This window comes from Streptomyces roseochromogenus subsp. oscitans DS 12.976 (assembly GCF_000497445.1).
GTDB lineage: Bacteria > Actinomycetota > Actinomycetes > Streptomycetales > Streptomycetaceae > Streptomyces > Streptomyces oscitans.
On the sequence record NZ_CM002285.1, the window covers coordinates 3,401,090 to 3,425,943 of the forward strand.

Genomic DNA, 24,854 nt, shown 5'->3' on the forward strand with positions numbered 1-24,854 from the left:
GGGGCAACTCACGGGTCTCGTCGTGTGCGTTCTGCCAGCCGTGGGCAGCGGCGGGGTCAGCGTACCCGTCGTAAGCGGGAGCGGAGGCCGCCTGGGGGAGGTACACGTTCGGCGGAGCCGAGGGCGATGGCGCGTGACCGGCGTGCGGCAGGGTCCGCGCCGGCTCGGCCTCGTACGCGTTCGGCGGATCCTGGGGCGCTCCGCCCGGTCCGCGTCCGCCGCCCGCCCCTGTCTCTCCGTGCATCCCGCCCCACTCCGCCTCACCGCGCGCACAAACCGCCACTCGTCCCCCCGGACGACCCCGCCGTACCAGCCCGATCGGGCGGAGCGGCACCGCATTTTAGGGACGCAAGTGGCTCCCGAGACAGCCGGAGGCGATATCCGGACAGACCTCTTCGTCTCGCGTGGCGGAAAACACGACCCGGGAAGCGACACCGGGTCGTAAGCTCACGAGCATGCAGGTGATCCAGTCGACCAAGCTCGCCAACGTCTGTTACGAGATCCGGGGCCCGGTGCTCGAGGAGGCGATGCGGCTGGAGGCGGCCGGTCACCGCATCCTCAAGCTCAACACCGGCAACCCGGCCGCCTTCGGCTTCGAGTGCCCCCCGGAGATCCTGGAGGACATCCTCCGGAACGTGTCGACGGCGCACGGCTACGGCGACGCCAAGGGCCTGCTGGCCGCCCGCCGCGCGGTCGTCATGCACAACCAGACCCTCGGCATCGAGACGGACGTCGAGCACGTCTTCATCGGCAACGGCGTCTCCGAGCTGATCGTGATGGCGATGCAGGGCCTGCTGGACGACGGTGACGAGGTCCTCGTACCGGCCCCGGACTACCCGCTGTGGACCGCCGCCGTCTCCCTCGCCGGCGGTACGGCCGTGCACTACCGCTGTGACGAGCAGGCCGACTGGATGCCCGACCTCGCCGACATCGAGCGCAAGGTCACCGACCGCACCAAGGCCCTCGTCATCATCAACCCGAACAACCCCACGGGCGCGGTGTACGACGAGGCGATGCTGAAGGGCCTGACCGATATCGCCCGCCGGCACAACCTGCTGATCTGCTCCGACGAGATCTACGACAAGATCCTCTACGACGGTGCCACGCACACCCCGACCGCGAAGATCGCCCCGGATCTGCTCACCCTCACCTTCAACGGCATGTCGAAGGCGTACCGGGTGGCGGGCTACCGGGTGGGCTGGATGTCGATCTCCGGGCCGCGCGCCCACGCCGACTCCTACATCGAGGGCCTGACGATCCTGGCGAACATGCGCCTGTGCGCCAACATGCCGGGGCAACACGGTGTGGTCGCCGCGCTCAGCGGACGCCAGTCGATCAACGACCTGGTGCTGCCGGGCGGCCGGCTGAAGGAGCAGCTGGACACCGCGTACGAGCTGCTGACGCAGATCCCGGGCGTGAGCTGCGTACGGCCCAAGGGGGCGCTGTATCTCTTCCCGCGCCTCGACCCCCAGGTCTTCAAGATCAAGGACGACCGGCAGATGGTCCTGGACCTGCTGCGCCAGGAGAAGATCATGGTCGTCCAGGGCACGGGCTTCAACTGGCCTGAGCCGGATCACTTCCGGGTCGTGACCCTGCCGACGATCGGCGATCTCCGGGACGCGATCACCCGGATCGGCACGTTCCTGGACGGATACAGCCAGCCGTAGCCGACGGACTCCCTTCCGTGATCGGACTCAACTTTAGACGAAATCCAAGCTAGGATGGCTTCCTGTCAGAGCACAGGAGGCCATCCCCCATGTACGAACCGATCCGCACCAAGTCGGTCCACAGCACGATGGCCGGCACCGCCTCCGACTTCCCCCACCGGTCGCGCGAGGAGGAGCTGGACATCCAGCTCGCCGGCCACCTCGCCGCGCTGCTGGCCGTGACCGACGAGCTGCGGGGGCTGAGTCCGTCGGCCGACCTGGAAACCGCCGCGGAACGCCTGGCCGGCGAGGTGAGCCGGCTCCGGGGCGGCCACACACCGGCGCGTGCGGTGCCGACCGCGGCCGGTGACCCTTCGGCACTGCACCAGCGGGCGCACACCCTCGCCGGCCGGGCGCTCGTCGTCGCGGCGTCCCGCGCGGACACCTCGGCGGCGATCCTCGCGGCCGAGCGGATGGACGCGCACACCGCCGCGCTGGCCGACCCTCAGGAACTCAGCGCCGCCCACTGACCCCACCCGGGTCCCCGATCGGCCCCGGTCCGCGTGCACCCGCAGCGACGCGCGGACCGGGCGCCATGACACTGCGTCGGCTTGAGCCGGGGTGCGTTTCGCCGCAGGGGCTTGTGTTGTCCTGCGGCTGCCGGCTCGTCGTGGGTTCTCGCGCGGTTCCCCGCGCCCCTTGGGGCGTTGGCGTGCCAGGCTGGAGGACCGAGGCCGGTGGAGACAGGCGAGGGCCTGCCGTCGTGCTCCCGCAGGGCGAGCGGGAACGTGACGACAGGCCCAGGACCCCCACACCGTTGTGCGGGCCTCGCCGGTTTGTCACCACGGCCGGCCGGGACGATCGCTGGTCAGGGCACGGCGACCGGCCGTGGAGTCTGTGTGCCGGGACTAGCCCAGGCGCTCCACGAGCGCGTGGTACTGGTCCCACAGCTCCTTCGGGGTGTGGTCGCCGAAGGTGTTGAGGTGCTCGGGGACGAGCGCCGCCTCCTCGCGCCAGACCTCCTTGTCGACCGAGAGCAGGAAGTCAAGGTCGGAGTCGGCCAGTTCGAGCCCGTTCGTGTCGAGCGCCTCGCGCGTCGGCAGCACACCGATCGGCGTCTCCACGCCCTCGGCCTTGCCGTCCAGGCGCTCCACGATCCACTTCAGGACGCGGGAGTTCTCGCCGAAGCCCGGCCAGACGAACTTGCCCTCGTCGTTCTTGCGGAACCAGTTGACGTAGTAGATCTTCGGAAGCTTCGCCTGGTCCCTGCCCTTGGCGACGTCGACCCAGTGGCCCATGTAGTCGCCCATGTTGTAGCCGCAGAACGGCAGCATCGCGAACGGGTCGCGGCGCAGCTCGCCCACCTTGCCCTCGGCGGCGGCGGTCTTCTCGGAGGCCACGTTGGCACCGAGGAAGACACCGTGGTTCCAGTCGAAGGACTCCGTCACCAGCGGTACGGCGGTGGCGCGGCGGCCGCCGAAGAGGATCGCCGAGATCGGCACGCCCTTGGGGTCCTCCCACTCCGGCGCGATGATCGGGCACTGCGCGGCGGAGACCGTGAAGCGGGAGTTGGGGTGCGCGGCGGGCTCCGAGGACTCCGGCGTCCAGTCGCGGCCCTTCCAGTCGGTCAGGTGGGCCGGGGTCTCCTCCGTCATGCCCTCCCACCACACGTCGCCGTCGTCGGTGAGCGCGACATTGGTGAAGACCGCGTTGCCCCACAGGGTCTTCATCGCGTTGGCGTTGGTGTGCTCACCGGTGCCGGGCGCGACGCCGAAGAAACCGGCCTCGGGGTTGATCGCGTAGAGGCGGCCGTCCTCACCGAACCGCATCCAGGCGATGTCGTCGCCGATGGTCTCGACGGTCCAGCCGGAGATCGTGGGCTCCAGCATGGCGAGGTTGGTCTTGCCGCAGGCGCTCGGGAAGGCCGCCGCCACGTACTTGGCCTGGCCCTGCGGCGGGGTCAGCTTGAGGATCAGCATGTGCTCGGCCAGCCAGCCCTCGTCACGCGCCATGACGGAGGCGATACGCAGCGCGTAGCACTTCTTGCCGAGCAGGGCGTTGCCGCCGTAGCCGGAGCCGTAGGACCAGATCTCGCGCGACTCGGGGAAGTGCGAGATGTACTTGGTGGAGTTGCACGGCCACGGAACGTCGTCCCGGCCCTGCTCCAGCGGGGCGCCGAGGGAGTGGACAGCCTTGACGAAGAAGCCGTCGTCGCCCAGCTCGTCGAGGACCGCCTGTCCCATGCGGGTCATGGTGCGCATGGAGACGGCGACGTAGGCGGAGTCGGTGATCTCCACGCCGATCGCGGAGAGCCTGGAGCCGAGCGGGCCCATGCAGAAGGGGACGACGTACATGGTGCGGCCGCGCATCGAGCCGCGGAAGATCCCCTTCTCACCGGAGAAGACCTCGCGCATCTCGGCGGGAGCCATCCAGTGGTTGGTGGGACCCGCGTCCTCCTCCTTCTCGGAGCAGATGAAGGTCCGGTCCTCGACACGGGCGACGTCGGTCGGGTCGGAGGCTGCGTAGTAGGAGTGCGGGCGCTTGATCGGGTCGAGCTTCTTGAACGTTCCCCTGGCGACGAGTTCCTCGGCCAGCCGCTCGTACTCGGCCTCGGAGCCGTCACACCAGACCACGCTGTCCGGCTGCGTCAGTTCGGCGATCTCGTTGACCCACGAGATCAGTTCCTGGTGGTTGGTGGGGACGCTGGGAGCCGCGTTGTCGCGCGCCACGGTTGCTCCTAAGTGAGGGTTTTTGGATTGTCGCCCCGTGGGGGCCGCGACCCGGATGCTTCGCTGCGCCGATCTTGCGCGCGCTCATCCGGTGTCGACCGCACTCATTTGATCATCCGACGCGAATGCCCATCTGTCCAGGGGGCGTCACAGGTGAGCGGAGTGACCAATGCCACGATTTCCATGATTCTTTGCGTCCATGTTGGATTCGGCGGAAAGTTCTTTTGCGTTCGCCCCGGCCAGGCACGGTCACCATCGGGTACTGACGGACGACTTACGGTTCCGTAGGTACGATGCGGCTCATGACTGCGTCCGTCCCCGACGCGCCCACGGACACGCCGGCCGACGGCCCCGGTCCCGCCGCGCTCTCCTTGCCACAACAGGTCAAGCAGGTCAAGCCCAGGCTCCGCGGCTGGCTGCACCTCGGCATGTTCCCGGCCGTACTCATCGCGGGCCTCGTGCTCACCGCCCTCGCCGACTCCACCAGAGGCCGTGTCGCCTGCGGGATCTATGTCCTGACGGCCTGCCTGCTGTTCGGCGTCAGCGCGCTGTACCACCGGGGCAACTGGAGCCCCCGGATGGACGGCGTCCTGCGCCGCCTCGATCACGCCAACATCTTCCTGATCATCGCGGGCACCTACACACCGCTGACCATGCTGCTCCTGCCCGGCGCGAAGGGGCAGTGGCTGCTGTGGGGCATCTGGGCCGCCGCCGCCGCGGGCATCGTCTTCCGCGTCTTCTGGGTCGGCGCCCCACGCTGGCTCTACACGCCCTGCTACCTCGCCATGGGCTGGGCAGCCGTCTTCTTCCTGCCGGACTTCATGCGCACGGGCGGAATCGCCGTCCTGGTCCTCGTGATCGTCGGCGGCCTGCTCTACAGCGCCGGCGGCGTGGTCTACGGCATCAAGCGCCCGAACCCGTCACCGCGCTGGTTCGGCTTCCACGAGGTCTTCCACTCCTTCACGCTGGCCGCGTTCACCGTGCACTACGTCGGCATCTCGCTGGTGGCGTACCAGCACGCGTAACCCTTTCGAGCAGCCCCTTTCCGGCCACGGCGCTCCAGCCGTGGCCGTTTTTCATGCCCTGACGGCACATACCTATTGACGGTAGCAATCTTTTGAGAGCTACTCTCATTTCATGGTTGCTGTCACCGTGAACCCTCGGCGCTGGTGGGCCCTCGGGGCCCTGGTCGCGAGCATGCTGGTGCTCGCCTTCGACTCGACGATCCTCAACGTGGCCCTGCCGACCATGGCCGGACAGCTCGACGCCACGACCGGGCAGCAGCAGTGGATGGCGGACGCGTACATCGTCGTCTTCGCCTCCCTGATGCTCCCGGCGGGCCTGCTCGGCGACCGGTTCGGCCGGCGCCGGATGCTCATCTGCGGACTCGCCGTCTTCCTGGGCGGCTCGGTGCTGGGCTCGCTGGCGGGCGATGTGAACGCCGTGATCGCCGCCCGCGCGGTGATGGGCGTCGGCGCCGCGCTGATCATGCCGTTGTCCCTGTCCGTGCTGCCCGCGCTGTTCGGCCCGGACGAGCGCGGCAAGGCCATCGGCATGATCTCCGCCGCCTCGGCGCTCGGCATGCCGCTCGGTCCGCTGGTCGGCGGCTTTCTGCTGAACCACTTCTGGTGGGGCTCGGTCTTCCTGATCAACATCCCGATGGCCGCGCTCGGTATCGCCGCCTGCGTCTTCCTGCTGCCCGAGACCCGCGACCCGGCGAGCCCAAAGGTCGGCCTCGTCTCCACCGCGCTCACCACGACCGGCCTGGGCGCCCTCATCTACGCGATCATCCAGGCCCCCGACCGCGGCTGGGGCGACGACCTGGAACTGGCGATGTTCGGGGCGGCCGCCGTGCTGCTCGCCTCCCTGGTGCTGCGCGAACGTCGGATGCCCAGCCCCATGCTGGACATGAGCCTGCTCGCGCAGCGCGGCTTCCTGCTCAACACCGTCGCCGCGACCCTGGTGATGTTCGTGCTGTCGGGCCTGATGTTCGCCGTGCCGACGTATCTCCAGGCGGTCCTCGGGCACGACTCCTTCGGCACCGGTCTGCGGCTGCTGCCGATGATGGCCGGGCTGATGGTCGCCGCGAAGGGCGCCCAGCCGGTCCTCGCCCGGTTCGGGGCGCGCGCGGTGGTCAGCGCGGGTCTGGTCGTGCTCGCCTTCGCCGCGCTGCTGGGCAGCCGCACCACCACGGACTCCGGTTACGGCTTCACCGCCCTGTGGCTGTCGCTCACCGGCCTCGGCTTCGGCTTCTCCATCGTCCCCGCCATGGACGGCGCGCTCGGCGCCCTGCCCGCCGACCGGGCCGGCAGCGGCTCCGGGCTGCTCAGCACCTTCCGCCAGGTCGGCGGCGCCATCGGCGTCGCCCTGCTCGGCAGCCTCCTCGCCGGCGCCTTCCGGGACCGGCTCGACGTGGCCGGGCTGCCCGGGCCCATGGCGCACGCGGCCAAGGAGTCCGTGGTCGCCGCGCACGCGGTGGCCGCGCACACCGGCTCGGCCCGGCTGGCGGCCTCCGCGAACCTCTCGTACGTCCACGGCATGACCGTGGTCCTCATCGTGTGCGGGATCGCCTCCCTGGTGGCAGCCCTGCTCGCGGCGCTGTTCCTGCCGAACACCCCCGTCGTGCAGCACACCGGCCGGAAGGAGGCCCCGGCCGTGGCCACCCCCGTCGCGGATGCCGGACAATGACCGCCATGACGGCCGCACGTACCCCCACCACCGCTCCGAGCCACTCCCCCGCCGACCGCCCCCGCCTCGGCCTGCGGGAACGGAAGAAGATCAAGACCCGGGAGGCGATCCGTGCGGCGACGTACGCCCTGGTCAAGGAGCAGGGCTACGACGCCACGACGATCGACCAGATCGCCGAGCGGGCCGAGGTGTCGCCGTCGACCGTCTTCCGGTACTTCCCGACCAAGGAGGACATCGTCCTCACGGACGAGTACGACGCGGTGATGCTGGAGGAGATCAGGCAGCGGCCCGTCGAGGAGCCCTGGCCGGACACCCTCCGTCACGTCCTGCACCGGGCCGTCGAGCTCGGCACCTCCGAGGACGAGGAGGTGTCCCGGCTCCGCACCCACCTCATGGTCCAGGTCCCGGCGGTGCGCTCGCGGATGATGGAGAGCATGTCGGCCACCGGCCGCATGCTCTGCGAGGCCATAGGCGAGCGCACCGGCCGCGCCCCGGACAGCCTGGAGGTCCGGGTCTACGCCATGTCCCTGATCGGCGGCCTGATGGAAACCTCCATGTACTGGGCGGAGAACGACCACCGGGACGACTTCGGGGCCCTGATCGACCGCGCCCTGGACGTCATGCGGCACGGCCTCCCCGGCGAAAAACCCTGAGGTCCGGGCCGCCTCCCGTGCGATGCTGACGGGGTGAACGGACCCGAGATCCACGTCGAAGTCGCCCCCGCGCTCCACCTGTTCGTGCCGGCCGCCCGGCGGGCCGGCGCCACGCCGCTCGGCACGGACGGCGTCTCGACGCTCGGCCATGTCATCGAGTCCCTCGGCGTCCCGCTGACCGAGGTCGGCTCACTGGTCGTGGACGGCAGCGCGGTGCCGGTCTCGCACATCCCGAAGGCGGGCGAGACGGTGAGCGTCCGGGAGGTGGAGCGCCCCCAACGGGTCCCCGGCGCCCCACTCCGCTTCCTCCTCGACGTCCACCTCGGCACCCTCGCCCGCCGCCTGCGCCTGCTCGGCGTCGACACGGCCTACGAGTCGACGGACATCGGCGACCCGGCACTCGCCGCCCGCTCAGCGGCCGAAAGGCGCGTGATGCTCAGCCGCGACCGAGGCCTCCTGCGCCGCCGCGAGCTCTGGGCCGGCGCCTTCGTCTACAGCACTCGCCCCGACGACCAACTCCACGACGTCCTCGACCGCTTCGCCCCCGACCTCCACCCCTGGACCCGCTGCACGGCCTGCAACGGCCTGCTGAGACAGGCCACCAAGGAAGAACTGTCCGGCCAGCTCAAGCACGGCACGAGACGCTCGTACGACATCTTCGCCCAGTGCACGGAATGCGGCCGCGCCTACTGGAAGGGCGCGCACCACGACCAGCTGGAGGCCATCGTGGAGCGCGCCCTGGCAGAACACGGCTAGCGCCTGCTCCCACCGCCCTTCACATCGCCCTTGTCACAGGCGATTCCGTTCCGGTCCGGGTCCAACCCCAGGGGATCGTCCGCGCCGTTGACCTTCAGACGGCCGTAGTCGTTCCGCTGCAGCCAGGTGCAGCGAGCCGCGGTCGTCTTCTTCACCTGCGGCGGAAACACGGTCGGCACGCACACGTTGACCGAGCCGTAGTGCCGGTCGCAGCCGGACAGGGTCGGGCTGACCTGCTGGGACGTGCGCTTCCTGCCGGGCCCCGACACCTTGCCGGTGAGGCCGTCGGCGAAGGCGTGGATGTGCGGGGAGGCGGCGTTGGCGGTCAGGGCCGCCGGGCCCGTCAGATGCACCCACTGGGCCACCGAGGGCACCCCGTTGGCGTCGACCGCGAAGAGCATGTACCAGCCGGGCGGCGCCAGGTTGGGGTTGTTCGTCACGTTCAGGTCGACGTTGTTGCCGTCCACCGAGAGCGGCAGATCCACGAACCGCTGATTCGGATCGGACGAATGGGTCACCGCGGCCGGGCGGATCAGCTCCGCCTTGGCGATCGGCCGGTCGACGGTGATCCGCTGGGTGTCGCCGTACTTCCACTCCTGGCTGATCACCGAGGTGATCGTCGGGCGGGTGCCCTTGTAGAGGTACGGCGGGGTGTAGATCGACACGTTGTGGTTCCAGCTGCCGTTGCCCGGGTTGTCGCCGGTGGCCATCACCCGGCCGTCGGGCAGCAGGAACGCCGAGGAGTGGTAGCCGCGGGACTCGGGGTCGGCGGCCACCTGCTGGAAGGCGTTGGTGGCAGGGTCGTAGAGCGAGGACTCGTACACCGGGTTGGCGCGGTTGTGCAGGGCGCCGCCCGTCTCCAGCACCTTGCCGTCGGGCAGCAGCACGGTGGAGACGTACATCTTGCCCTGGCTGCCGGTCTCCGGGACCTTGCCGTTGCCCAGGTCGACCGTGCCCTGCGGGATCGGCGGCCCGGCGACGTACGACGGGTTCGCCTGCTTGAGGTCGATCACATCGGTGAGGCGGCCCGCGTCGGGGTTGGAGTCGATGTTGCCGCCGCCGACCGTCAGCACCCGCTGATCCTGCGCCGGAGGCAGCAGCACGGACGACGACTGGTCCCGCTGGTCCTTGTTCTGCAAGCCCGGGATCTGGGTGACCGTGTTGGCGCCGTAGTCGTAGATCGCCGAGCCGGTGCCGGGGATGTTGTTGCCGAATACATGGCTGCCCGAGTAGAAGAGGCGGCCGTCCTGCATCAGGATCATCGCCGGGTACAGCCCCCAGAACGACCAGGTCTGGTTGACCTTCCACGTCGGCAGCCACTGCTGGTCCTTGTCGGACCAGCGCTCGGCGGTCACGGACCCGGTGGAATCCTCGCGCAGCCCGCCGAAGGTGATGACGTCACCGTTGCCCAGCTCGGTCGCCGACGGGTACCAGTGGCCGTCGTTGAGATCGTTGGTCTTCGTGTACGTCTCGGTCTTCGGGTCGAAGATGTACGAGTCCTTGAACCCCTCGTAGCCATGTGTGCCGTTCGGGTCCGGATAGGACTTGTTGCCGCTCAGTACGAGCACCCGGCCGTCCTGGAGCTGGACGTGCCCCGCGCAGAACATGTCCTTCGGCGTGGGGATGACCTTGTAGGTGCCGGCCGAGGGGTCGTACACCGCACTCGTGAACGTACCCGCGTTGAAGGCGTCCTGGCTGTTGCCGGAGCCGGCGATCAGCAGCACCTTGCCGTTGCTGAGCACGACGGAGTGCATGGAGCGGACCGGGTTCTGCGTCGGCAGGACGGACCAACTGCCGTTCGCGCACTGGTCGTTGGTGCCGGTGCACTGAGCGGGCGGGGTCACGTCCGGGACCTGGTCCATGGTGTAGTCGTCGGTGGTCGCCGAGCCGGTGCCGTAGACCGAGACACCCCAGGTGATGCGGTCGGTGCCGGGCGGGATCTCGGGAGTGCGGACGGTGGCCTGCGTCCAGGCCGACGCCATGTCGAGGGTTTTGACGTCGGTCCAGTACTGCCAGCCGGCGGTCGTGTCGTGCCGGAACAGCGTGACGTTGGCGTCCGGGGTGGTGGTCTTGTACCAGACCCCGAGGTCGTACTGCTTGCCGACGGTCACGGCCGGTGCGCAGTCGGTGGACTCGGTGAGCATCGCCTTGCGGTCGCCGGAGACCCGGCGGGTCAGCGTGACCTTCATGGCGCTGGCGCCCGAGTGCGCGTCCGGCGTCGTCTCGAAGGTGAAATCGTTGTCGCCCCAGCCGGACTTCTCCCAGCAGTACGGCATGCCGTCCGTACCGGCGGTCTCGAATCCCGGGTTCTTGATCAGGTTGGCGGCCTCGGCGCTCTGCGGCGCGGCGAGGAGCAGCCCGGCGGTCAGGGCGCCCACCCCGGCCAGCGCGGTCCGTCTGCGGTACTTGCTCAAGCGGCTCTCCTTGCTCGGCTCCCCCGGCGGCGGGGGAGGTAGACCAGCGCCTCGGTCCCGACGAAGCGCAGAACGAACGTCATGACCAGCGCGAGCGCAGTGGCCGGCAGGGCGCCCATGCCGAACCGGCCGACGAGCAGCGCGATCAGCGGGATACGCAGCACCAGGTCGGCGTTGGCCAGCAGCGCGAACCGGCCGAGCCGGTCCCACCAGCGGCGGTGCGCGCGCCGGTCGCGGAACAGCAGCTGCTCGATGAGCAGGAAGTTCCAGGCGACACCGAGCTGGTTGGCGAGGATCTCGGCGGGCAGGTAGCCCATGCCGAGCACGGTCAGCGCCCAGAGTCCGGCGAGGTTCGGCACGAAGCCGCTCGCGCCGATCAGCCCGAAGCCGGCCATGCGGGCGGCGGGCGAGGTGGTGCGCAGCCCGGCCAGATGGCGCAGGAAGCGGAAGCCCTCCTGCGCGGTCGACTTGGACTCCCCCGCGAACCGGTCCTGGAAGACGAACGGCACCTCGGCGACCCGGCCCGGGCGGCTGCGGACGGCCAGCTCCAGCAGGATCTTGTAGCCGAGGGGCTTCAGCTCGTCGGCGCTGACGGCGCTGCGCCGGATGGCGAAGAAGCCGCTCATCGGGTCGCTGATGCCGTGCAGCCGGCGCGGGAAGAGGGCCTTGGTGAGCCAGGTCGCGCCGCGCGAGACGGCCACCCGGTAGCCGCCGGCGAGCCCGGCCCGGCTGCCGCCCTCGATGTACCGGGAGGCGACGACCAGGGCGGCGTTCGCCTGCTCGCCAGTGGCCACCAACTCCGGTATCAGGGAGGGCGGATGCTGGCAGTCGCCGTCCATGATGACGATCCACTGCGAGGTCGCCGCCTTCAGCCCCGCTACGACCGCCCCGCCGAGCCCGCCGACGGGTTCCGCGCGGTGCAGTACGGCCACCGGGAACGGGCAGTCCCGGGCGGCCGCGCGGATCACCTCGGGGGTGTCGTCGGTGGAGTCGTCCACGAAGACGACCTCACAGGGCAGCCGCGCGGGCACCGACTCGGTGATCAGCCGCAGCAGCCGCCGGATGTTCGCGGACTCGTTGAAAGTCGGCACGACGACGGTGACGGCGCCGGGCTCGGCTATTTCCGCGGCGTCCAGGCCCGGTATCGGGGCGGTGTACTCGCTCATCGGGCGCCACCCGCTGCCTGGATCCGGCGGATCTCGATGCGGTCCGGGCCGCTGCCGAAGGTGGCGACCGGCATGGAGTGCTGGATGGCGGCCCTGACGCCCGGCAAGTCCTTGGCGTCACGGCGGACGGTCGGCGAGGCGACGACGTAGTCGATGTCCCGGTAGCCGTGCGGCAGGGTCTTGGTGACCGCCGGGTCGAGGTCGGCCTTGTAGAACCAGATGGCGCCGAGCCCGGGCCGGTATCCGGCGTGCACGAGGTCCAGCCAGAGGGCGTCGTCGACGAGGACCCGGGTGTCCTTCGGGTCCGCCACCCGGGTGCTGAGCCAGTGGGAGGCCTGCCGGTACGGCTTGTTGGCGTCGGCCGTGACAGCGGTGCGGTCGCCGTCGTACCAGTGCGGTACGACATAGCCGCCGGCGGCGAGCGCGAGCAACGCGGCGAGCGCGTACCGGCCCCCGGTGAGGTACCGCTTCTCGCTCTCGGCGCGCCCTCTGCGGATGACCGCGTGTGCGACGGAGGCGGCGCCGCCGGCCAGGACCAGGCCGAGGAAGGGCAACGCGCCGATGACGTACATGGCGGGCAGATAGCCGCCCGGGCGCAGGGCGACGGCGGCCAGGACGGCCACCGTCAGCGCCGGACCGGCGAGGGCGCGGGCGGTGACCGACCAGCGCCAGGTGAGCAGCAGGAGCAAGGCTCCGGCGAGGCCGCCGAGGGGCAGGACTCGGTCGTAGTACAGCCAGGAGTGCAGGACGCCGTACGAGCCGGAGCCCTCATCGAGGATGAATCCCGAACCCGGCCTGGACATCTGGTACTTGATGCCGTCCCACAGCGAGACATGCCCGGCGCCCGGGAACAGCTCGCCCTTCAGCAGGGCGAACAGCGGGTAGGAGAAGCCGATCAGGACGCAGGCGGTGACGGCTCCGGTGAGGGCGAACTTGCGGGTGTCACGGTGGCTGTGCCGCCACATGGTGACGAACAGGGCGGGCAGGACGACGAGCATCGTCTCCTTGGTGAGCACGCCCGCGGCGGCGGCGAGGCCCGCGCCGAAGTGGTGCCAGAGGTGGCGGCTGGGCGAGGCGGCGAGGCAGAACGCCAGCAGCAGCCACATCACGGCGATGTTGTCGAGGAAGATCTCCCGGCTGAGCACGACCGCGAGCGGGGAGAGCCCGAACAGGGCCATGCCGAGTCCGGCGGCCCAGCGGGGCAGCGAGAGCCGACGTCCGAGGACGTGGACGAGGACCGCGCTGACCCCGCTGACCAGCAGCATCACGATCCGCATGGTGCCGACGGTCATCGAGCCGGGGCTGATCGCCGAGGGGATCCAGCTGGCCAGGGCTATCTGGATCCAGCCGAGCGGCGGGTGGTCGTACCAGTAGGTGTAGTGGGCGAGGCCCCGGCCCTGCTGGACGGCCCAGGCCTGGGCGAGGTAGGTGCCCTCGTCGTCGCTGAGGGTCGGGTAGTCGGCGATGTTCCAGCCCTGGACGACGAGGATCGCGGTGAGCAGAGCGCCGCAGAGCAGCAGGTCGGGGCGGGAGGAGCGGAGTCGTACCGGAGGCTGCGTTCGACCGGTCGAACGGGTCGTGGGCGCAGCCTGGCGCTGCGCGGGGACCGTGGCTGCGGTCACCGCGGGAAGAGTGGAGGTCACGCGGGAACGTCCTCTCGGAGGGACTCGGCCGCGGTGAGGTGCGCGCCGACGTGCGAGGTCAACTCCCAGTCGTTCTGGCCGCGTTGCTCGCGCCACACGGCGCGGATCGCGGCACCCGCGAGGAGGACCTGATAGAAGGGCCCGCCCACGATGAGCTTCACGTAGTGGACGAAGCGGACCCTGAGGCCGTACTGAACGCCGAAGTCGTGCAGTCCGACCACCTCGAAGACGAAGGTGACGACGGCGGTGACCAGCGGCAGGAAGGTGAGGAAGGCGATGCCGACGGGGACGTCGAGGAAGAGCGCGACGGCCGCGTTGAGCGGGATGATGACGCCGGAGAAAGCCTGCATGAACGGGGTCATCAGGGTGTACCGGGCGAGCAACCGCTGCCCGAATCCCGGGAGTTGCCGCCAGTCCTTCTTCCGGTACACCTGCAGGAAGCCCTGGTTCCAGCGGGTGCGCTGCTTGAGCAGCGACATCAGCGAGCCCGGGGTCTCCTCGCGGGTGACCATGTCGGAGTCGTAGGCGACGACGACCTTTTTGCCGACGGACGAGAGCCGGACGCCCAGGTCGCAGTCCTCCGCGAGGCAGTTGGGGTCCCAGCCGTCCGCTTCCCTGAGGACGTCGGTCCGTACGAAGACGGTGTTGCCGCCGAGCGGGATGAACCCCTTCTGCGCGTGCAGGTGCAGCCGGGAGCGGAACCAGAAGAAGTACTCCAGGCAGTTGCGCAGGCTGTACCAGCTGGAGTGGAAGTTGATGAGCTGGACGCCGCCCTGGACGACATCCGCCCGCGTCGTCCGGAAGGCGTGGTCGACGTGGGCGAGCAGCTCCGGATGGACCTGGTCCTCGGCGTCGAAGACCCCGACGACGTCGCCGCGGCAGTGCGGCAGCGCCGTGTTCATGGCCTTGGGCTTGTTCTTCTTCTCGTGGGTGTCGACGACGACCCGGACGCGCTGGTCACGGGCGGCGGCCTGCTCGGCCACCTCCGTGGTCTCGGGGTCGTCGTGCCCGACGATCACGATGATCTCGAAGTCGGTGTGCGTGGACTCCAGCAGCCGCTGGATGGTGTGGTCGAGCACGGCTTGCTCGTGCCGGGCCGGCAGGAGCAGCGAGAAGGACAGGTGCTCGCCCCCGTCCGGCCTGCCGAACCGGGTGGAGGCCAGCACCTCGGGCGTACGCCACGCGTGCATCTGCCACCACAGAGTGAAGGCCGCCATCCAGAACAGGGCCAGTGAAACGGCAGCGATGAAGACAGACGTCAGCAAAAAGATCCCCCCAGATCCCCTGATATCCCCCAGCGCACGCGACGGTGAGTCACGATCGTCGCGTCGCTGTGGAGAGCGTAGGGGGGATCTGTGAAGCGCGGGAGCTCTTCCGATAAATAGCTTGTTTCGGAACGGTGGTAGGGGAAGCGGTATCTATCCGAACACCCGCTCACTTTCGGACAGTTCGCCCTTACCCCGCGCCGTGCGTCTACGCAGCTCAGCGGCTGTTGAGCTGGGTCCGCAGCCGTTCCGGATCGGTCGTCGGCGCGTCACAGGTGAAGTTACGGCACACGTAAACCGCAGGTTGACCGCCCACGAGCGGGCGGCCGGCGACGAGCGGGAATTCATCACTCTCCGCAGTACCCATGGCCACGACCGCGCCCGGGGCGGTGCCCAGAAGTGCCGTACGGTGCAGGGCCGTTGTCTTTTCGTCTGCGGGGTCGGGTCCGACGACGGCGATCTCCTTCGGCCCGTCGAGAAGGGCCTCGGCGACGGCCAGCCCCCAGCCGATGAACCGGGGCACGCGCGGCCCCAGGGCCTTCACCACTCCCAACGCCCGTTCGGCGGCGGTCCGATGAGGCTCGGAACCGGTGTGCGCGGCATAGCTCAGCAGGGCGGCGGCCGCGGCGGTCCAGCCGGAGGGGGTGGCGTTGTCGGTGGGGTCCTGCGGTCGGCGGATGAGCTGTTCGGCGTCGGCAGCGGTGTCGTAGAGGGCGCCGGTCCCGGGGTCGGTGAAGCGGGCGAGCACATGGTCGAGGAGCAGTCCGGCGAAGTCCAGCCACACGCCCTCCCCCGTCACGGAGGCCAGCGCCAGGAAGCCCTCGGCGACGTCCGCGTAGTCCTCCAGGACACCGGCGTTGGGGCCGACCCGGCCGTCCTTGCTGGTGCGGGCGAGCTGGGCGTGTTCGTCGAGGTGCACACGGACGAGGAGGTCGGCGGCGACGAGGGCGGCCTCGATCAGATCGGGCCGGTCGAAGTAGGCGCCGGTCTCGGCGAGCGCGGCGACGGCGAGGCCGTTCCAGGCGGCGACGACCTTGTCGTCCCGGCCGGGTGCGGGGCGCCGCCGCCGTTCGCGCAGCAGCCGTTCCTGGACGGAGGCGATCTTCTGGGCGTCGAAAACGGTTTCCTGCTGGGGCAGTTGGAGGACCGACTGGCCGTGCTCGAAGGTGCCCTCGTCGGTCACTCCGTAGTACTGGGCGGCGAGGTCGCCGTCCGCGTCGCCGAGGACGGCACGCAGCCGCTCGGGCGTCCACACGTAGTACGCACCCTCGACGTGCCGCCCGCTCCCGTCGTCGCTGTCGGCATCGAGCGCGGAGGCGAATCCGCCTTCGTCCGTGCGGAGTTCGCCGACGAGGAAGTCGGCGGTCTCCAGGGCGACGCGCCGGGCGAGGTCCGATCCGGTGGCGCGCCAGAGGTGGGCGTAGACCCGGCACAGCAGCGCGTTGTCGTACAGCATCTTCTCGAAGTGCGGCACGACCCAGTCACGGTCGACGGAGTACCGGGCGAAGCCGCCGCCCAGCTGGTCGTAGATCCCGCCCCGGGCCATGCGCTCGCAGGTGTCCTGGGCCATCTGCAGCGCGCCCTCGGCGCCGGTCCGCGCGTGGTGCCGCAGCAGGAACTCCAGCACCATGGACGGCGGGAACTTCGGCGCACCGCCGAATCCGCCGCGCTGCGGGTCGTACTCGCGGGTCAGTCCGAGCAGGGCTTGCGCGAGTTCCTGCTCGCCGGGCGGCTGCGCGGCCTGGTGGCTGATCTCCCGCTGGGCGAGGTCGCGGACGATCTTCCCGGCGACCTCGGTGACCTCGTCACGCCGGGTGTCCCAGGCCTGCCGCACGCCCTCCAGCACCTGCCGGAAGGAGGGCATGCCGTGCCGGGGCGCGGGCGGGAAATAGGTCCCGAAGTAGAACGGCTCGGCGTCCGGGGTGAGGAAGACGGTCATCGGCCACCCGCCCTGGCCGGTGGCGGCCTGTACGGCCTCCATGTACACGGCGTCCACGTCCGGCCGCTCCTCGCGGTCGACCTTGACGCTGACGAAGTGCTCGTTGAGATAGTCGGCGGTGGCCCGGTCCTCGAAGGACTCGTGCGCCATGACATGACACCAGTGGATCACCGGAAGCATAAGTGGCAGGACGCATAGCCCACGCTCAAGAGAATGGGCACGTCCCGCCGCTTCGCTTCCGTCATCGCCTCCTCTCCCCATGGCCACCAATCCACCGGGTTGGAAGCGTGCTGGAGCAGGTAGGGCGATTGGGAGTCAGCCAATCGATTCATACCGGCATCGTCGCACGACCGGTACCGTCCGGCCCACCTTGCGAGGCTGTGTGTCCGGCCTCAGCGGCCGGTGCGACGACGTCGTACCGCCTGTTCGCGGGCGCAGAGGAGGGCTGGAGAGCCGACGAGGAGCGGGGCCTGCGCGGTGACGGGCTGCGGCCGTCCGCGACGAGCAGGTCCTCCCTGCGCGTGTCGGCATACACCACGTCGATTTCCATGAAGTAGTCCACCTCAGATCAGCCGGCGAGGAACCGGACGGCACGTCTGCGCCCCTCGGCCGCGTTGAGCGGGCGGACCCGTCCGTCGCATCCCGCCCTGGCGTTCGACTGCGCCTCGCTCACGCTTGAACGTCCGCGCAGGGCGGCGACGGTCGCGGGCGAGACCCCCGTACTCCCCGCGATCCGCCGGTCCGACCCCTGCGAACGGGTGGAGAGGAAGCGCTCGGCCGCCGCGGTGCGGTCGGCCTGCGACAGCGGCAGTCCGTGCTGGGAGTTCAGCCGGACGGCCGGGACGAACGCATCCTCCCCGGTGCCCTCGACGAACCAGGCCTCGACGTACTCCTCTCCACGCGGCAGCGCCGCCCGCAGACGGTGTGCCCCGTGTCCCTCCTCAGGACGCGCTGCACCACCGGTCAACACCTCGGGCACGGGCGGTACCTTCCTGCAGGCGACATACGGTGGATCTCACTGCAGCACATCGCTGCTGCCGCATGAAGTGATGACGGGGGTCAGCTTGGTCAGTCTGGTCAGTTCGGCACCGCACGCGTGCGGCCCGCCCTTTCGTGAAAGGTGACCCACTCCTGTGAAGCACCCTGGACGCACCCGCTGGGCCATCGGCGGGCTGCTCGCCGGAGGAATAGTCGTCAACTTCATGGACCGGACGGCCTTATCGGTGGCGAGCTCGCCCCTGGCCCTTGAATTCGGCCTCGATCTGAGCCGACTCGGCGTCGTGCTCGCCGCGTTCACGTGGTCGTACTGTCTGGTTCAGCTGCCGGCCGGCGCCCTGGTGGACATCTTCGGCGTGTCCTGGCTCACCCGTATCGGGTCGGCCCTGTGGGCTGTCGCCAGCCTGCTGACCGCGGTGGCCGGCGGACTCGGTCCCCTCATCGCGGCACGTCTGCTGCTGGGCGTGGCCGAGGGACCGTCCATGGTCTCCGCGTCCAAGGCGACCGCCGCGTGGTTTCCGCTCGGCGAACGCGGTACGGCGACGGCGGTGTTCGACGGCGCCACCAAGTTCGCCAACATGGTGGCGTTCCCGGTGCTGGCTTTCGTGATGAGCGAGTGGGGCTGGCGGGCCGGGTTCCTGTTCAGCGCGGCACTCAGCCTGGTGTTCTCGGCGCTGTGGTGGTGGGGCTACCGGGACCCGTCCGAGCATCCCCTGCTGCGCGACAGCGAGCGGGAGTTCATCCTCGGCGGCGGGGCGCGGGACACCGACCGGGGGCGTGCCGGGCAGCTCCGCTCCGTCCTGTGCACCGGAAGGAACTGGGTCGTGGCCCTCGCCTTCGCCTGCTACGGCTACACGATCAACGTGGTGGTCACCTGGATGCCCGAGTTCTTCCAGCGGCAGTTCGGCCTCCGGCTGCTCAACTCCGGCATCCACTCGATGATCCCCTGGGCGGTGGCGACCGTGGCCGAACTCGTGGTCGGCGGCTGGCTGGTGGACCGGCTGGTCCGCCGGGGCCATGACCCGATGCGGATCCGCAGGAACGTACTGACCGTGGGACTGACACTCGGCGCCACGATCGGGGCGGCGGGGACCGCCGATTCGGCGGCCGAGGCCGTGTGCTGGATGTCGGTCTCACTCTCCGGGCTGGCCATCGCGGCACCCGTGGCGTGGAGCCTGCCGGGCCTGCTGGCGGCGCCCGGCACCGTGGGGGCGGTCAGCGGCCTGATGAACTTCGCCAACACGGCGGCCACCGGCTTCGGTGTGATGTTCACCGGGTGGCTGGCTCAGGCGACCGGAACGTTCCACGCGCCCTTCCTGTTCGCGGTCGCGGTGCTGGCCGTGGGCGTACTCCTGTACCGGTACGTGCTGCGTACGACGGCGTCGGACAGCTCACCGCCCCGGCTCCGGCCCTCGGCGTCGTCCGAGATCAAGGCCTGAGATCTGCACGCCGGGCCGCTCCACCGCACACACCGTGAGCACCTGCGCCTCGCCTGCAACAACTGTGTGCGCCGTCACGGATTCCGTAGCATTGCGCCAGGGAAGTGCTGGCAAGGGAGGTCGAGGTTCCGCAATGAACGAGACGTCACTGCTGGCTACTTGCCTGGTGCGATTAGCGTGGTCGCCGGAGCGACTGGCCAGCGAGATCAACAAGAGGTGCGGCACCGGAACCATCAGCAGCAAGGCCCCCTACAACTGGCTCAAGGGTGCCCGCCCCCGACGCCGGCTCCCTCACGTGGTCGCGCAGATCCTGTCCGACCGGCTCGGTGAACCCATCTCCGTCGAAGCGCTGTGGCCCCAGCACTTCACGGCGGCCCAGGACCCGCAGGCGCAGGCCGCCGGTCTCCGGGCCCCGGGCACGAACGGCGCCGCGGAGCCCGGGCACGACCTGATCGGCGCCGCGGTGGACTGGCTGGTGGCCGACGAGGCGGACGCGCCCTCGCAGCTCCGCGGCGACGAACTCCCCGCCGTCGCCGTCGACCTGCTGACCACCCGGATCCGTCAGCTGCGCGAGCTGGACGACGCCTTCCGCGGCACCCGGCTGGTGATGGACTGGGCACTCCAGGACTTCCAATGGGCCAGAAGACTGGCTGACGAGTGCTGTTACGACGCGGAGACCGGCGTACGGCTGCACCGCGGCATCGCCGAGCTGGGCCAGCTCGCCGGATGGCTGGCCGCGGACCTGGGGATGACCAGGCGCAGCCGGAGCTGTTTCGTGACCGCGTTGCGCGCCGCGCACACCGCGGGCGACCGTGCCCTGGCCGCGTACATCATTTCCTGTATGAGCTACCACGCCACGTGGGAAGGCCGGGGCGAGGAGGCGCTGCGTCTGATCCGCATCGCACGCAAGGGTTCAGCGGTGGAGGACATGGGTCTCGGCGCGGCGTTGCTGGCCACCCGTGAGGCACGGGCCCGTGCGAGCCTCGGCGACGAGGCCGGCTGCCGGCTCGCCATGGACGCGGCGGCCGACCTCAGCCGGCATGGTGAGCCGCCGGCCGACGCCCCCTGGGCCTACTGGCTGACACCGGCCGTCATGGTGGCCGACGCCGGTCGGGCATGGCTGGAACTGGGCCGCCCCCACCAGGCGGAGCAGCATCTGGCACACGGCATCGAACTGCTCGGGGACAGCCAGCCGCTGAACCGGCTGCTGCACCACACCTCGCTGGCCGAGGCCCGGCTGTCCCGGCACATTGTGGACGGCGCGGCGGAAGCCGCCCACGACGCCCTGTCCCTCGCCGGGCGGGCCGCCTCCCGGCGCGCCCGGACCCGCCTGACGACCCTCCGCCACAGGTTCCAGCGCTACGACAGCCGGGCGGCACGCGACTTCGTACAGCGGGCGAACGACGTCCTGAGCGCCGATCCCCAGGAGACGGCAAGCTGACAGAGCCGACAGGGGGCCGGGGCCCGGCCACGAGTTGCCCGTCGTACCCAGGCACCGTCGTACCCAGGCACCGAGGAGAACACCACGGATATGCGAGTCACCCACGGCGTACCGCTCGCCCCGATGACGACACTGGGCATCGGAGGCCCGGCAGCGGCCTTCGTCGATCTGGACGATCCGGCGGACTTCCCCTCCTTCGTCGAGCTCGCCGGCACCTACGCCGATGAACCGGTATGCCTGGGGGCCGGCAGCAACGTCCTGGTCAGCGACCTGGGCTGCTCGTCCGCCGTGCTGCGGATGAACACCAGAGGCGTACGGTGGCGGGGGGAGACCGCCGACGGCCGCACGCTGGTCGAGGTCCAGGCCGGCCACCCGCTCGTCGACCTCGTCGCCACCACCATCGACGAGGGCCTGAGCGGTATGGAGATGCTCGTGGGCATCCCCGGGACGACGGGCGCCACGCCGATCCAGAACGTCGGCGCCTACGGTCAGGAGATCTCCGACACCCTGGTCGAAGTGACCGCCTGGGACTGGGAGTTGGGACGCAGGGTCGCCATGGAGGCCGCGTCCTGCGGGCTGGGCCACCGCACCAGCATCTTCAAGAGATCCCGTCGCTGGACCCTGCTGAAGCTGGTCTTCGCCCTGCGCCGTTCCGAGTTGAGCGCCCCGGTCACCTATCGGATGGTCGCCGCGGAACTCGATGTCCCGGTGGGCAGCCGGGTCCCTTTGTCCGAGGCCGCCGAGGCCGTGCTCGTCGTCCGCAAGGGCAAGGGCATGGTGCTGGGCTGCTGTGACACCGACCGGCGGTCGGTCGGCAGTGTGTTCCTCAGTCCCGAGATCACCCCCGCCCAGGCGGAACGACTGCGCGCCCGCAACGCGCCCGTCAACGAGTTCCCCGACGGCTCGACCCGGGTCAGCGCGAGCTGGCTCATCCGCCAGGCCGGCTTCGAACTCGGCGCCCCGATCGTCGAGGGCGTACGCATCTCGTCGCTGCACTACACCCTGGTCGCCGACGAGGGGGCGAGGGCGGCCGAATTCACCCGGGCCATCGACATCGTCCAGGAGCAGGCCCTGCTCCGGACGGGGGTGCGGCTCACTCCTGAAGTCGACTTCGTCGGGGAATGGGAGCCGGGTTCCCCCAGCCGGTGTCCGGGACGCCAGCTCGCGAAGCCTTAGCTCCTGGGCCTCCGTTCGCCACCGTTTTCTCCTTTCTGCCGGCTCATGCTCATGGGCCGGCCGGTTCGCCGTTCCGCTCTGCCACAGGCTCTGGCACGTACTCGGGCTCAGGCGCGTACTCGGGCTCAGGCGCGTACTCGGGCTCGGGGGCGGGCTCGGGGGCGGCGTAGAAGCGCAGGTTCACGTGGCGTGCCCCTTCAGGGGCGTCCTCGCGGGTGTGGCCGTAGCGGTCGAGCAGTTCCCCGTAGGCGCGGACGAAGGCGTGCAGGTCCTCCTTGGTCATCCAGGCGCCGGTGCGCTGCACCTGGGCCCAGCCCTGAGGTCCGCGGTACTCCTGGTGGGCACGGCGGAAGAGCCGCGTGTCGACCTCGATCTTCAGCAGGGCGAGCTGTTCGGCGGCCGCGTACTCGTCGAGGCCCATTGTGGCCGGGTCGGGCGTGGTGTGGCTGAACGGCAGCGAGCGCCACCACCGCTCCCGCCCGCCGGACTTCTCCGGGATCTCCTCGATGAGCCACTGCTCGGCGAGTTTGCGCAGGTGATAGCTGGTGGTGCCGGAGCTCTCGCCGAGTTCGCGGGCGAGGACGGTGGAGTTCGCCTCGCCGTGCCGGCCGAGGTAGTCGAGGATCCGGCGGCGCAGGGGGTTGCCGAGGGACTTGTAGAGGGCGGTGCGCTCCAGGCTGGTCATCTCGGGCATGCCGTCGCTCATGCGGCCACCGTAACCCTGAGAACCCTGAGAAGTCCCCGAGATTGCCGAATTTTCTTTGCAGAGTTTTCTCTGCGTTCTACGGTGGAGGCGGTCGAGAGCGGTCCGAGGCAGCTGGTGGAGGCTGGCGTGAGGGGCTGCGGGAGGGGGGCGACGATGACGATGGGGATGACGGGGACAGAGAAGCCGCGGACGAAGAAGCCGGAGACGGAGAAGCCGGCGGCGCACAGGGGGTGGGCGCTGATCGCGCTGGCAGCGGCGGCGGTTCTGCTGGTGCCGTGGATGGTGGTGCTGGCGATGACGCTGCCGGGCAGCACCAAGGTGGACAACTGGCCGCTGGCCTGGATCGGCCTCGACGTCCTCATGGCGGCGGGCTGTGCGGCAACGGCCTTGCTCGGCCTGCTCGGCGACGCCAGGGCCCGCCTGACGGCCTCGGCGACCGCGTCGGTCGCGGTGCTGGACGCCTGGTTCGACATAACGACGGCGGGCACCGGCGCCCCGCTGGCCGAGGCGCTGCTGTGTGCGGTGGCGGAGGCGGCACTGGCGGGGGCGTGCGTCCACCTCGCGCTGGGCAAGGGGCGCGGCCGGCGCCGTAACCTCGGCGCCGCGTGCCCGGGCGCTCGTCAAGAAGCCGACGGCCACCCGTCAAGAACCCGACACGAAACCCTCACCGCACCCGCTGATCGTCAGCCCCTCGCCATCCTGTCTTCCCCGAAGGACACTCGTAGACAAGGAAGTTGACGCCGGAGGGGGACGGGACATGCGGGACGGCCATCGGGCGGAGGCCGAGCGGCTGCTGGCGCGCGCCGTCGAGGAGGAGGTACGGCGCTCGGGCGGGCGGATCGACGGGCAGGTGCTGCTGTCGCGGGCGCGCGGAGCGCTGGACGCGATGGCGGGGGCGGCCGGCGAGGAATACGCGGCGTACACCCGGGCGCTGGACGAGGCCGAGGCGGGCCGGCTGACCTTCGGGCAGCGGTACGCCCGCGCGGGCGCCGGAACCGCCCTGCTGGTGGCGGCCGTCGCCGCAGCGGCCGCCGCCGTGGCCGACCTGTCCCTCGGCACCGGTACGGGTACGGCCGTCGGCGCCGGCGTCACCGCGGGTGTGGTCGGTGCCGCCGCCTCCGTGGTGAAGGTGGCCGGCTCCCATCTGCCCGCCGCCCACCACCACGCGGGCGCGGCCGGCCAGCCCGGCGGGCCCGAGCAGCTGCGGCTGCAGTGGCTGACCGCGCTGGAGGTGCGCGGCATCCGCCCCTTCCTCGACCAGCAGCGGGTGCTCAGCGCCTCCACAGGTCCGAAGAAGTCCGGCGGCCCGGCGCTGCGCGGCACGGACAAGAGCGCGGCGGCCCGCCAGCGCACAGTGCTGGAGCAGTCGTTCGGCCAACTCCCGGACGCGGACGGCCCGTTCGCGGGGCGCCGGGTGGAGCTGGGGCGGATCCGGCAGTGGGCGCAGGCGGCCCGGGCGGCCACGGAGACCCGGCCGACGGTGGTCGTGCTGCACGGCGAGGCCGGCTCCGGCCGGACCACGCTGGCGGTGCGCGCGGCGCACGAGCTGCGGGACCACTTCCGGGGCGCGGTGGTCGTGGATCTGCGCGGTGGCAGGCGCGAGGAGGCGCCGCTGCCGACGCGGGACGCGCTGCTGCATCTGCTCAACCGGCTCGGCGCGCCCCGCGAGCAGCTGCTGTTCCGGGAGCGCTCCTCCCCCGACCAGCAGGTCAAGCGGCTCGGCGAGCTGTACCACCGGCATCTGACCGGACTGCCGGTGACGATCGTGCTGGACGACGCCTCGGACCCGGAGCAGGTGCGGGCGCTGGTGCCCGAGCGCTCCGACAGCCTGATCCTGGTCACCGCCCGCACCGCCCTCGACCTGCCCGCGGACCTGCCCGCCTGGGTGCACCACCTGCCGGTCGAGCCGCTGGACGCGGCGGGTGCCGAGGAACTGCTCGGCGCGATCGCGGAGGACGCGTCCGGCCCCTACGACGCCGAGTCCGCCGACCGGATCCGCGAACTGTGCGGCGGGCTGCCGCTGGCGCTGCGGATCGCCGGCTCCGCGCTCGGCCCGCGCTCGCCCCGGCAGCTGGCCTCGGACCTGGCGGCGTACGGCCCGGTGGAACCGGTGGAGCGGGCCCTGTGGCTGCGCTACACCGATCAGCCGGAGCCCGCGCGCCGGCTGCTGCGCAGGCTCGCGCTCGCGGGCAGCGCC

16 protein-coding genes and 4 pseudogenes are annotated in these 24,854 nt (G+C 70.6%); 11 read left to right on the top strand and 9 right to left on the bottom strand.

The features are described 5' to 3' along the window. Positions 1 to 244, bottom strand: a pseudogene (locus tag M878_RS98885) (hypothetical protein); the annotation flags it as partial. 211 nt (positions 245 to 455) lie between these two features. On the opposite strand from M878_RS98885, the gene M878_RS64410 reads away from it, so the two are divergent. Then, positions 456 to 1,667: a pyridoxal phosphate-dependent aminotransferase gene (locus M878_RS64410; RefSeq protein WP_023547100.1), complete on the top strand. Its 1,212-nt coding sequence runs from the start codon at positions 456 to 458 to the stop codon at positions 1,665 to 1,667. Positions 1,668 to 1,756: 89 nt separating this feature from the next. Next, positions 1,757 to 2,176, top strand: coding sequence for an SCO4983 family protein (locus M878_RS64415; protein ID WP_023547101.1), 420 nt, complete (start codon positions 1,757 to 1,759; stop codon positions 2,174 to 2,176). 378 nt (positions 2,177 to 2,554) lie between these two features. Here M878_RS64415 and M878_RS64420 read toward each other — a convergent pair whose 3' ends face one another. Further along, on the bottom strand, positions 2,555 to 4,375 hold the full coding sequence (locus M878_RS64420) for a phosphoenolpyruvate carboxykinase (GTP) (RefSeq protein WP_023547102.1): 1,821 nt from the start codon (positions 4,373 to 4,375) through the stop codon (positions 2,555 to 2,557). Between the two features lie 302 nt (positions 4,376 to 4,677). Between M878_RS64420 and trhA the strand changes: the two genes are divergently transcribed. From trhA to M878_RS64440, 4 genes are all read left to right on the top strand, one after another. Next, a complete protein-coding gene (trhA, locus tag M878_RS64425; protein ID WP_023547103.1) occupies positions 4,678 to 5,400 on the top strand; it encodes a PAQR family membrane homeostasis protein TrhA in 723 nt (240 codons plus the stop codon). Between the two features lie 112 nt (positions 5,401 to 5,512). Continuing rightward, entirely contained in the window at positions 5,513 to 7,063 is a 1,551-nt protein-coding gene (locus M878_RS64430) for an MFS transporter (protein ID WP_023547104.1), read from the top strand. A 5-nt stretch (positions 7,064 to 7,068) separates the two neighbouring features. Next, on the top strand, positions 7,069 to 7,716 hold the full coding sequence (locus M878_RS64435) for a TetR/AcrR family transcriptional regulator (RefSeq protein WP_425347897.1): 648 nt from the start codon (positions 7,069 to 7,071) through the stop codon (positions 7,714 to 7,716). 33 nt (positions 7,717 to 7,749) lie between these two features. Then, positions 7,750 to 8,472 (top strand): Mut7-C RNAse domain-containing protein, encoded by a 723-nt coding sequence (locus tag M878_RS64440; RefSeq protein WP_023547106.1) that lies wholly within the window; start codon positions 7,750 to 7,752, stop codon positions 8,470 to 8,472. Here M878_RS64440 and M878_RS64445 read toward each other — a convergent pair. From M878_RS64445 to M878_RS47875, 6 genes and pseudogenes are all read right to left on the bottom strand, one after another. Next, a complete protein-coding gene (locus M878_RS64445) occupies positions 8,469 to 10,886 on the bottom strand; it encodes a galactose oxidase early set domain-containing protein (protein ID WP_023547107.1) in 2,418 nt (805 codons plus the stop codon). The two genes, M878_RS64440 and M878_RS64445, sit on opposite strands and share 4 nt — an antisense overlap. Further along, complete coding sequence (locus M878_RS64450; RefSeq protein ID WP_023547108.1) at positions 10,883 to 12,052, bottom strand: glycosyltransferase; 1,170 nt, start codon at positions 12,050 to 12,052, stop codon at positions 10,883 to 10,885. Before M878_RS64450 ends, M878_RS64445 begins: the two co-directional genes overlap by 4 nt. Beyond that, positions 12,049 to 13,695: an ArnT family glycosyltransferase gene (locus M878_RS64455; RefSeq protein WP_023547109.1), complete on the bottom strand. Its 1,647-nt coding sequence runs from the start codon at positions 13,693 to 13,695 to the stop codon at positions 12,049 to 12,051. The genes M878_RS64450 and M878_RS64455 overlap by 4 nt, the downstream gene beginning before the upstream one ends. Continuing rightward, the gene (locus M878_RS64460) at positions 13,692 to 14,960 is read right to left on the bottom strand and encodes a glycosyltransferase (RefSeq protein ID WP_023547110.1); all 1,269 of its coding nucleotides are present in this window, start codon (positions 14,958 to 14,960) and stop codon (positions 13,692 to 13,694) included. The genes M878_RS64455 and M878_RS64460 overlap by 4 nt, the downstream gene beginning before the upstream one ends. Positions 14,961 to 15,177: 217 nt before the next feature. After that, positions 15,178 to 17,231 (bottom strand): annotated as a pseudogene (locus tag M878_RS64465) (thioredoxin domain-containing protein). Between the two features lie 236 nt (positions 17,232 to 17,467). Next, complete coding sequence (locus tag M878_RS47875; RefSeq protein WP_023547112.1) at positions 17,468 to 17,878, bottom strand: hypothetical protein; 411 nt, start codon at positions 17,876 to 17,878, stop codon at positions 17,468 to 17,470. A 154-nt stretch (positions 17,879 to 18,032) separates the two neighbouring features. Between M878_RS47875 and M878_RS64470 the strand changes: the two genes are divergently transcribed. The 3 genes and pseudogenes from M878_RS64470 to M878_RS64480 all read left to right on the top strand — a co-directional run. Then, positions 18,033 to 19,334, top strand: coding sequence for an MFS transporter (locus tag M878_RS64470; RefSeq protein WP_023547113.1), 1,302 nt, complete (start codon positions 18,033 to 18,035; stop codon positions 19,332 to 19,334). 133 nt (positions 19,335 to 19,467) lie between these two features. Then, positions 19,468 to 20,775, top strand: coding sequence for an NsdA family TPR-like regulatory protein (locus tag M878_RS64475; protein WP_031224956.1), 1,308 nt, complete (start codon positions 19,468 to 19,470; stop codon positions 20,773 to 20,775). A gap of 87 nt (positions 20,776 to 20,862) precedes the next feature. Further along, positions 20,863 to 21,951 (top strand): annotated as a pseudogene (locus M878_RS64480) (UDP-N-acetylmuramate dehydrogenase); the annotation flags it as partial. A 49-nt stretch (positions 21,952 to 22,000) separates the two neighbouring features. On the opposite strand, the gene M878_RS64485 reads toward M878_RS64480, so the two are convergent. Continuing rightward, positions 22,001 to 22,657, bottom strand: a complete 657-nt coding sequence (locus tag M878_RS64485; protein WP_078630287.1) for an ArsR/SmtB family transcription factor — start codon at positions 22,655 to 22,657, stop codon at positions 22,001 to 22,003. Between the two features lie 165 nt (positions 22,658 to 22,822). Between M878_RS64485 and M878_RS98890 the strand changes: the two genes are divergently transcribed. After that, positions 22,823 to 23,395, top strand: a complete 573-nt coding sequence (locus M878_RS98890) for a hypothetical protein (protein WP_209445526.1) — start codon at positions 22,823 to 22,825, stop codon at positions 23,393 to 23,395. A 19-nt stretch (positions 23,396 to 23,414) separates the two neighbouring features. Continuing rightward, positions 23,415 to 24,854 (top strand): annotated as a pseudogene (locus M878_RS64490) (hypothetical protein); the annotation flags it as partial.

Excerpts from the sequence above, each read along its gene's own strand:
- M878_RS64410 (WP_023547100.1), top strand. The coding sequence starts at position 456 with ATGCAGGTGATCCAGTCGACCAAGCTCGCCAACGTCTGTTACGAGATC.
- M878_RS64415 (WP_023547101.1), top strand. The coding sequence starts at position 1,757 with ATGTACGAACCGATCCGCACCAAGTCGGTCCACAGCACGATGGCCGGC.
- trhA (WP_023547103.1), top strand. The coding sequence starts at position 4,678 with ATGACTGCGTCCGTCCCCGACGCGCCCACGGACACGCCGGCCGACGGC.
- M878_RS64430 (WP_023547104.1), top strand. The coding sequence starts at position 5,513 with ATGGTTGCTGTCACCGTGAACCCTCGGCGCTGGTGGGCCCTCGGGGCC.
- M878_RS64435 (WP_425347897.1), top strand. The coding sequence starts at position 7,069 with ATGACGGCCGCACGTACCCCCACCACCGCTCCGAGCCACTCCCCCGCC.
- M878_RS64450 (WP_023547108.1), bottom strand. The coding sequence starts at position 12,052 with ATGAGCGAGTACACCGCCCCGATACCGGGCCTGGACGCCGCGGAAATA.
- M878_RS64475 (WP_031224956.1), top strand. The coding sequence starts at position 19,468 with ATGAACGAGACGTCACTGCTGGCTACTTGCCTGGTGCGATTAGCGTGG.
- M878_RS64485 (WP_078630287.1), bottom strand. The coding sequence starts at position 22,657 with ATGAGCGACGGCATGCCCGAGATGACCAGCCTGGAGCGCACCGCCCTC.
- M878_RS98890 (WP_209445526.1), top strand. The coding sequence starts at position 22,823 with ATGACGGGGACAGAGAAGCCGCGGACGAAGAAGCCGGAGACGGAGAAG.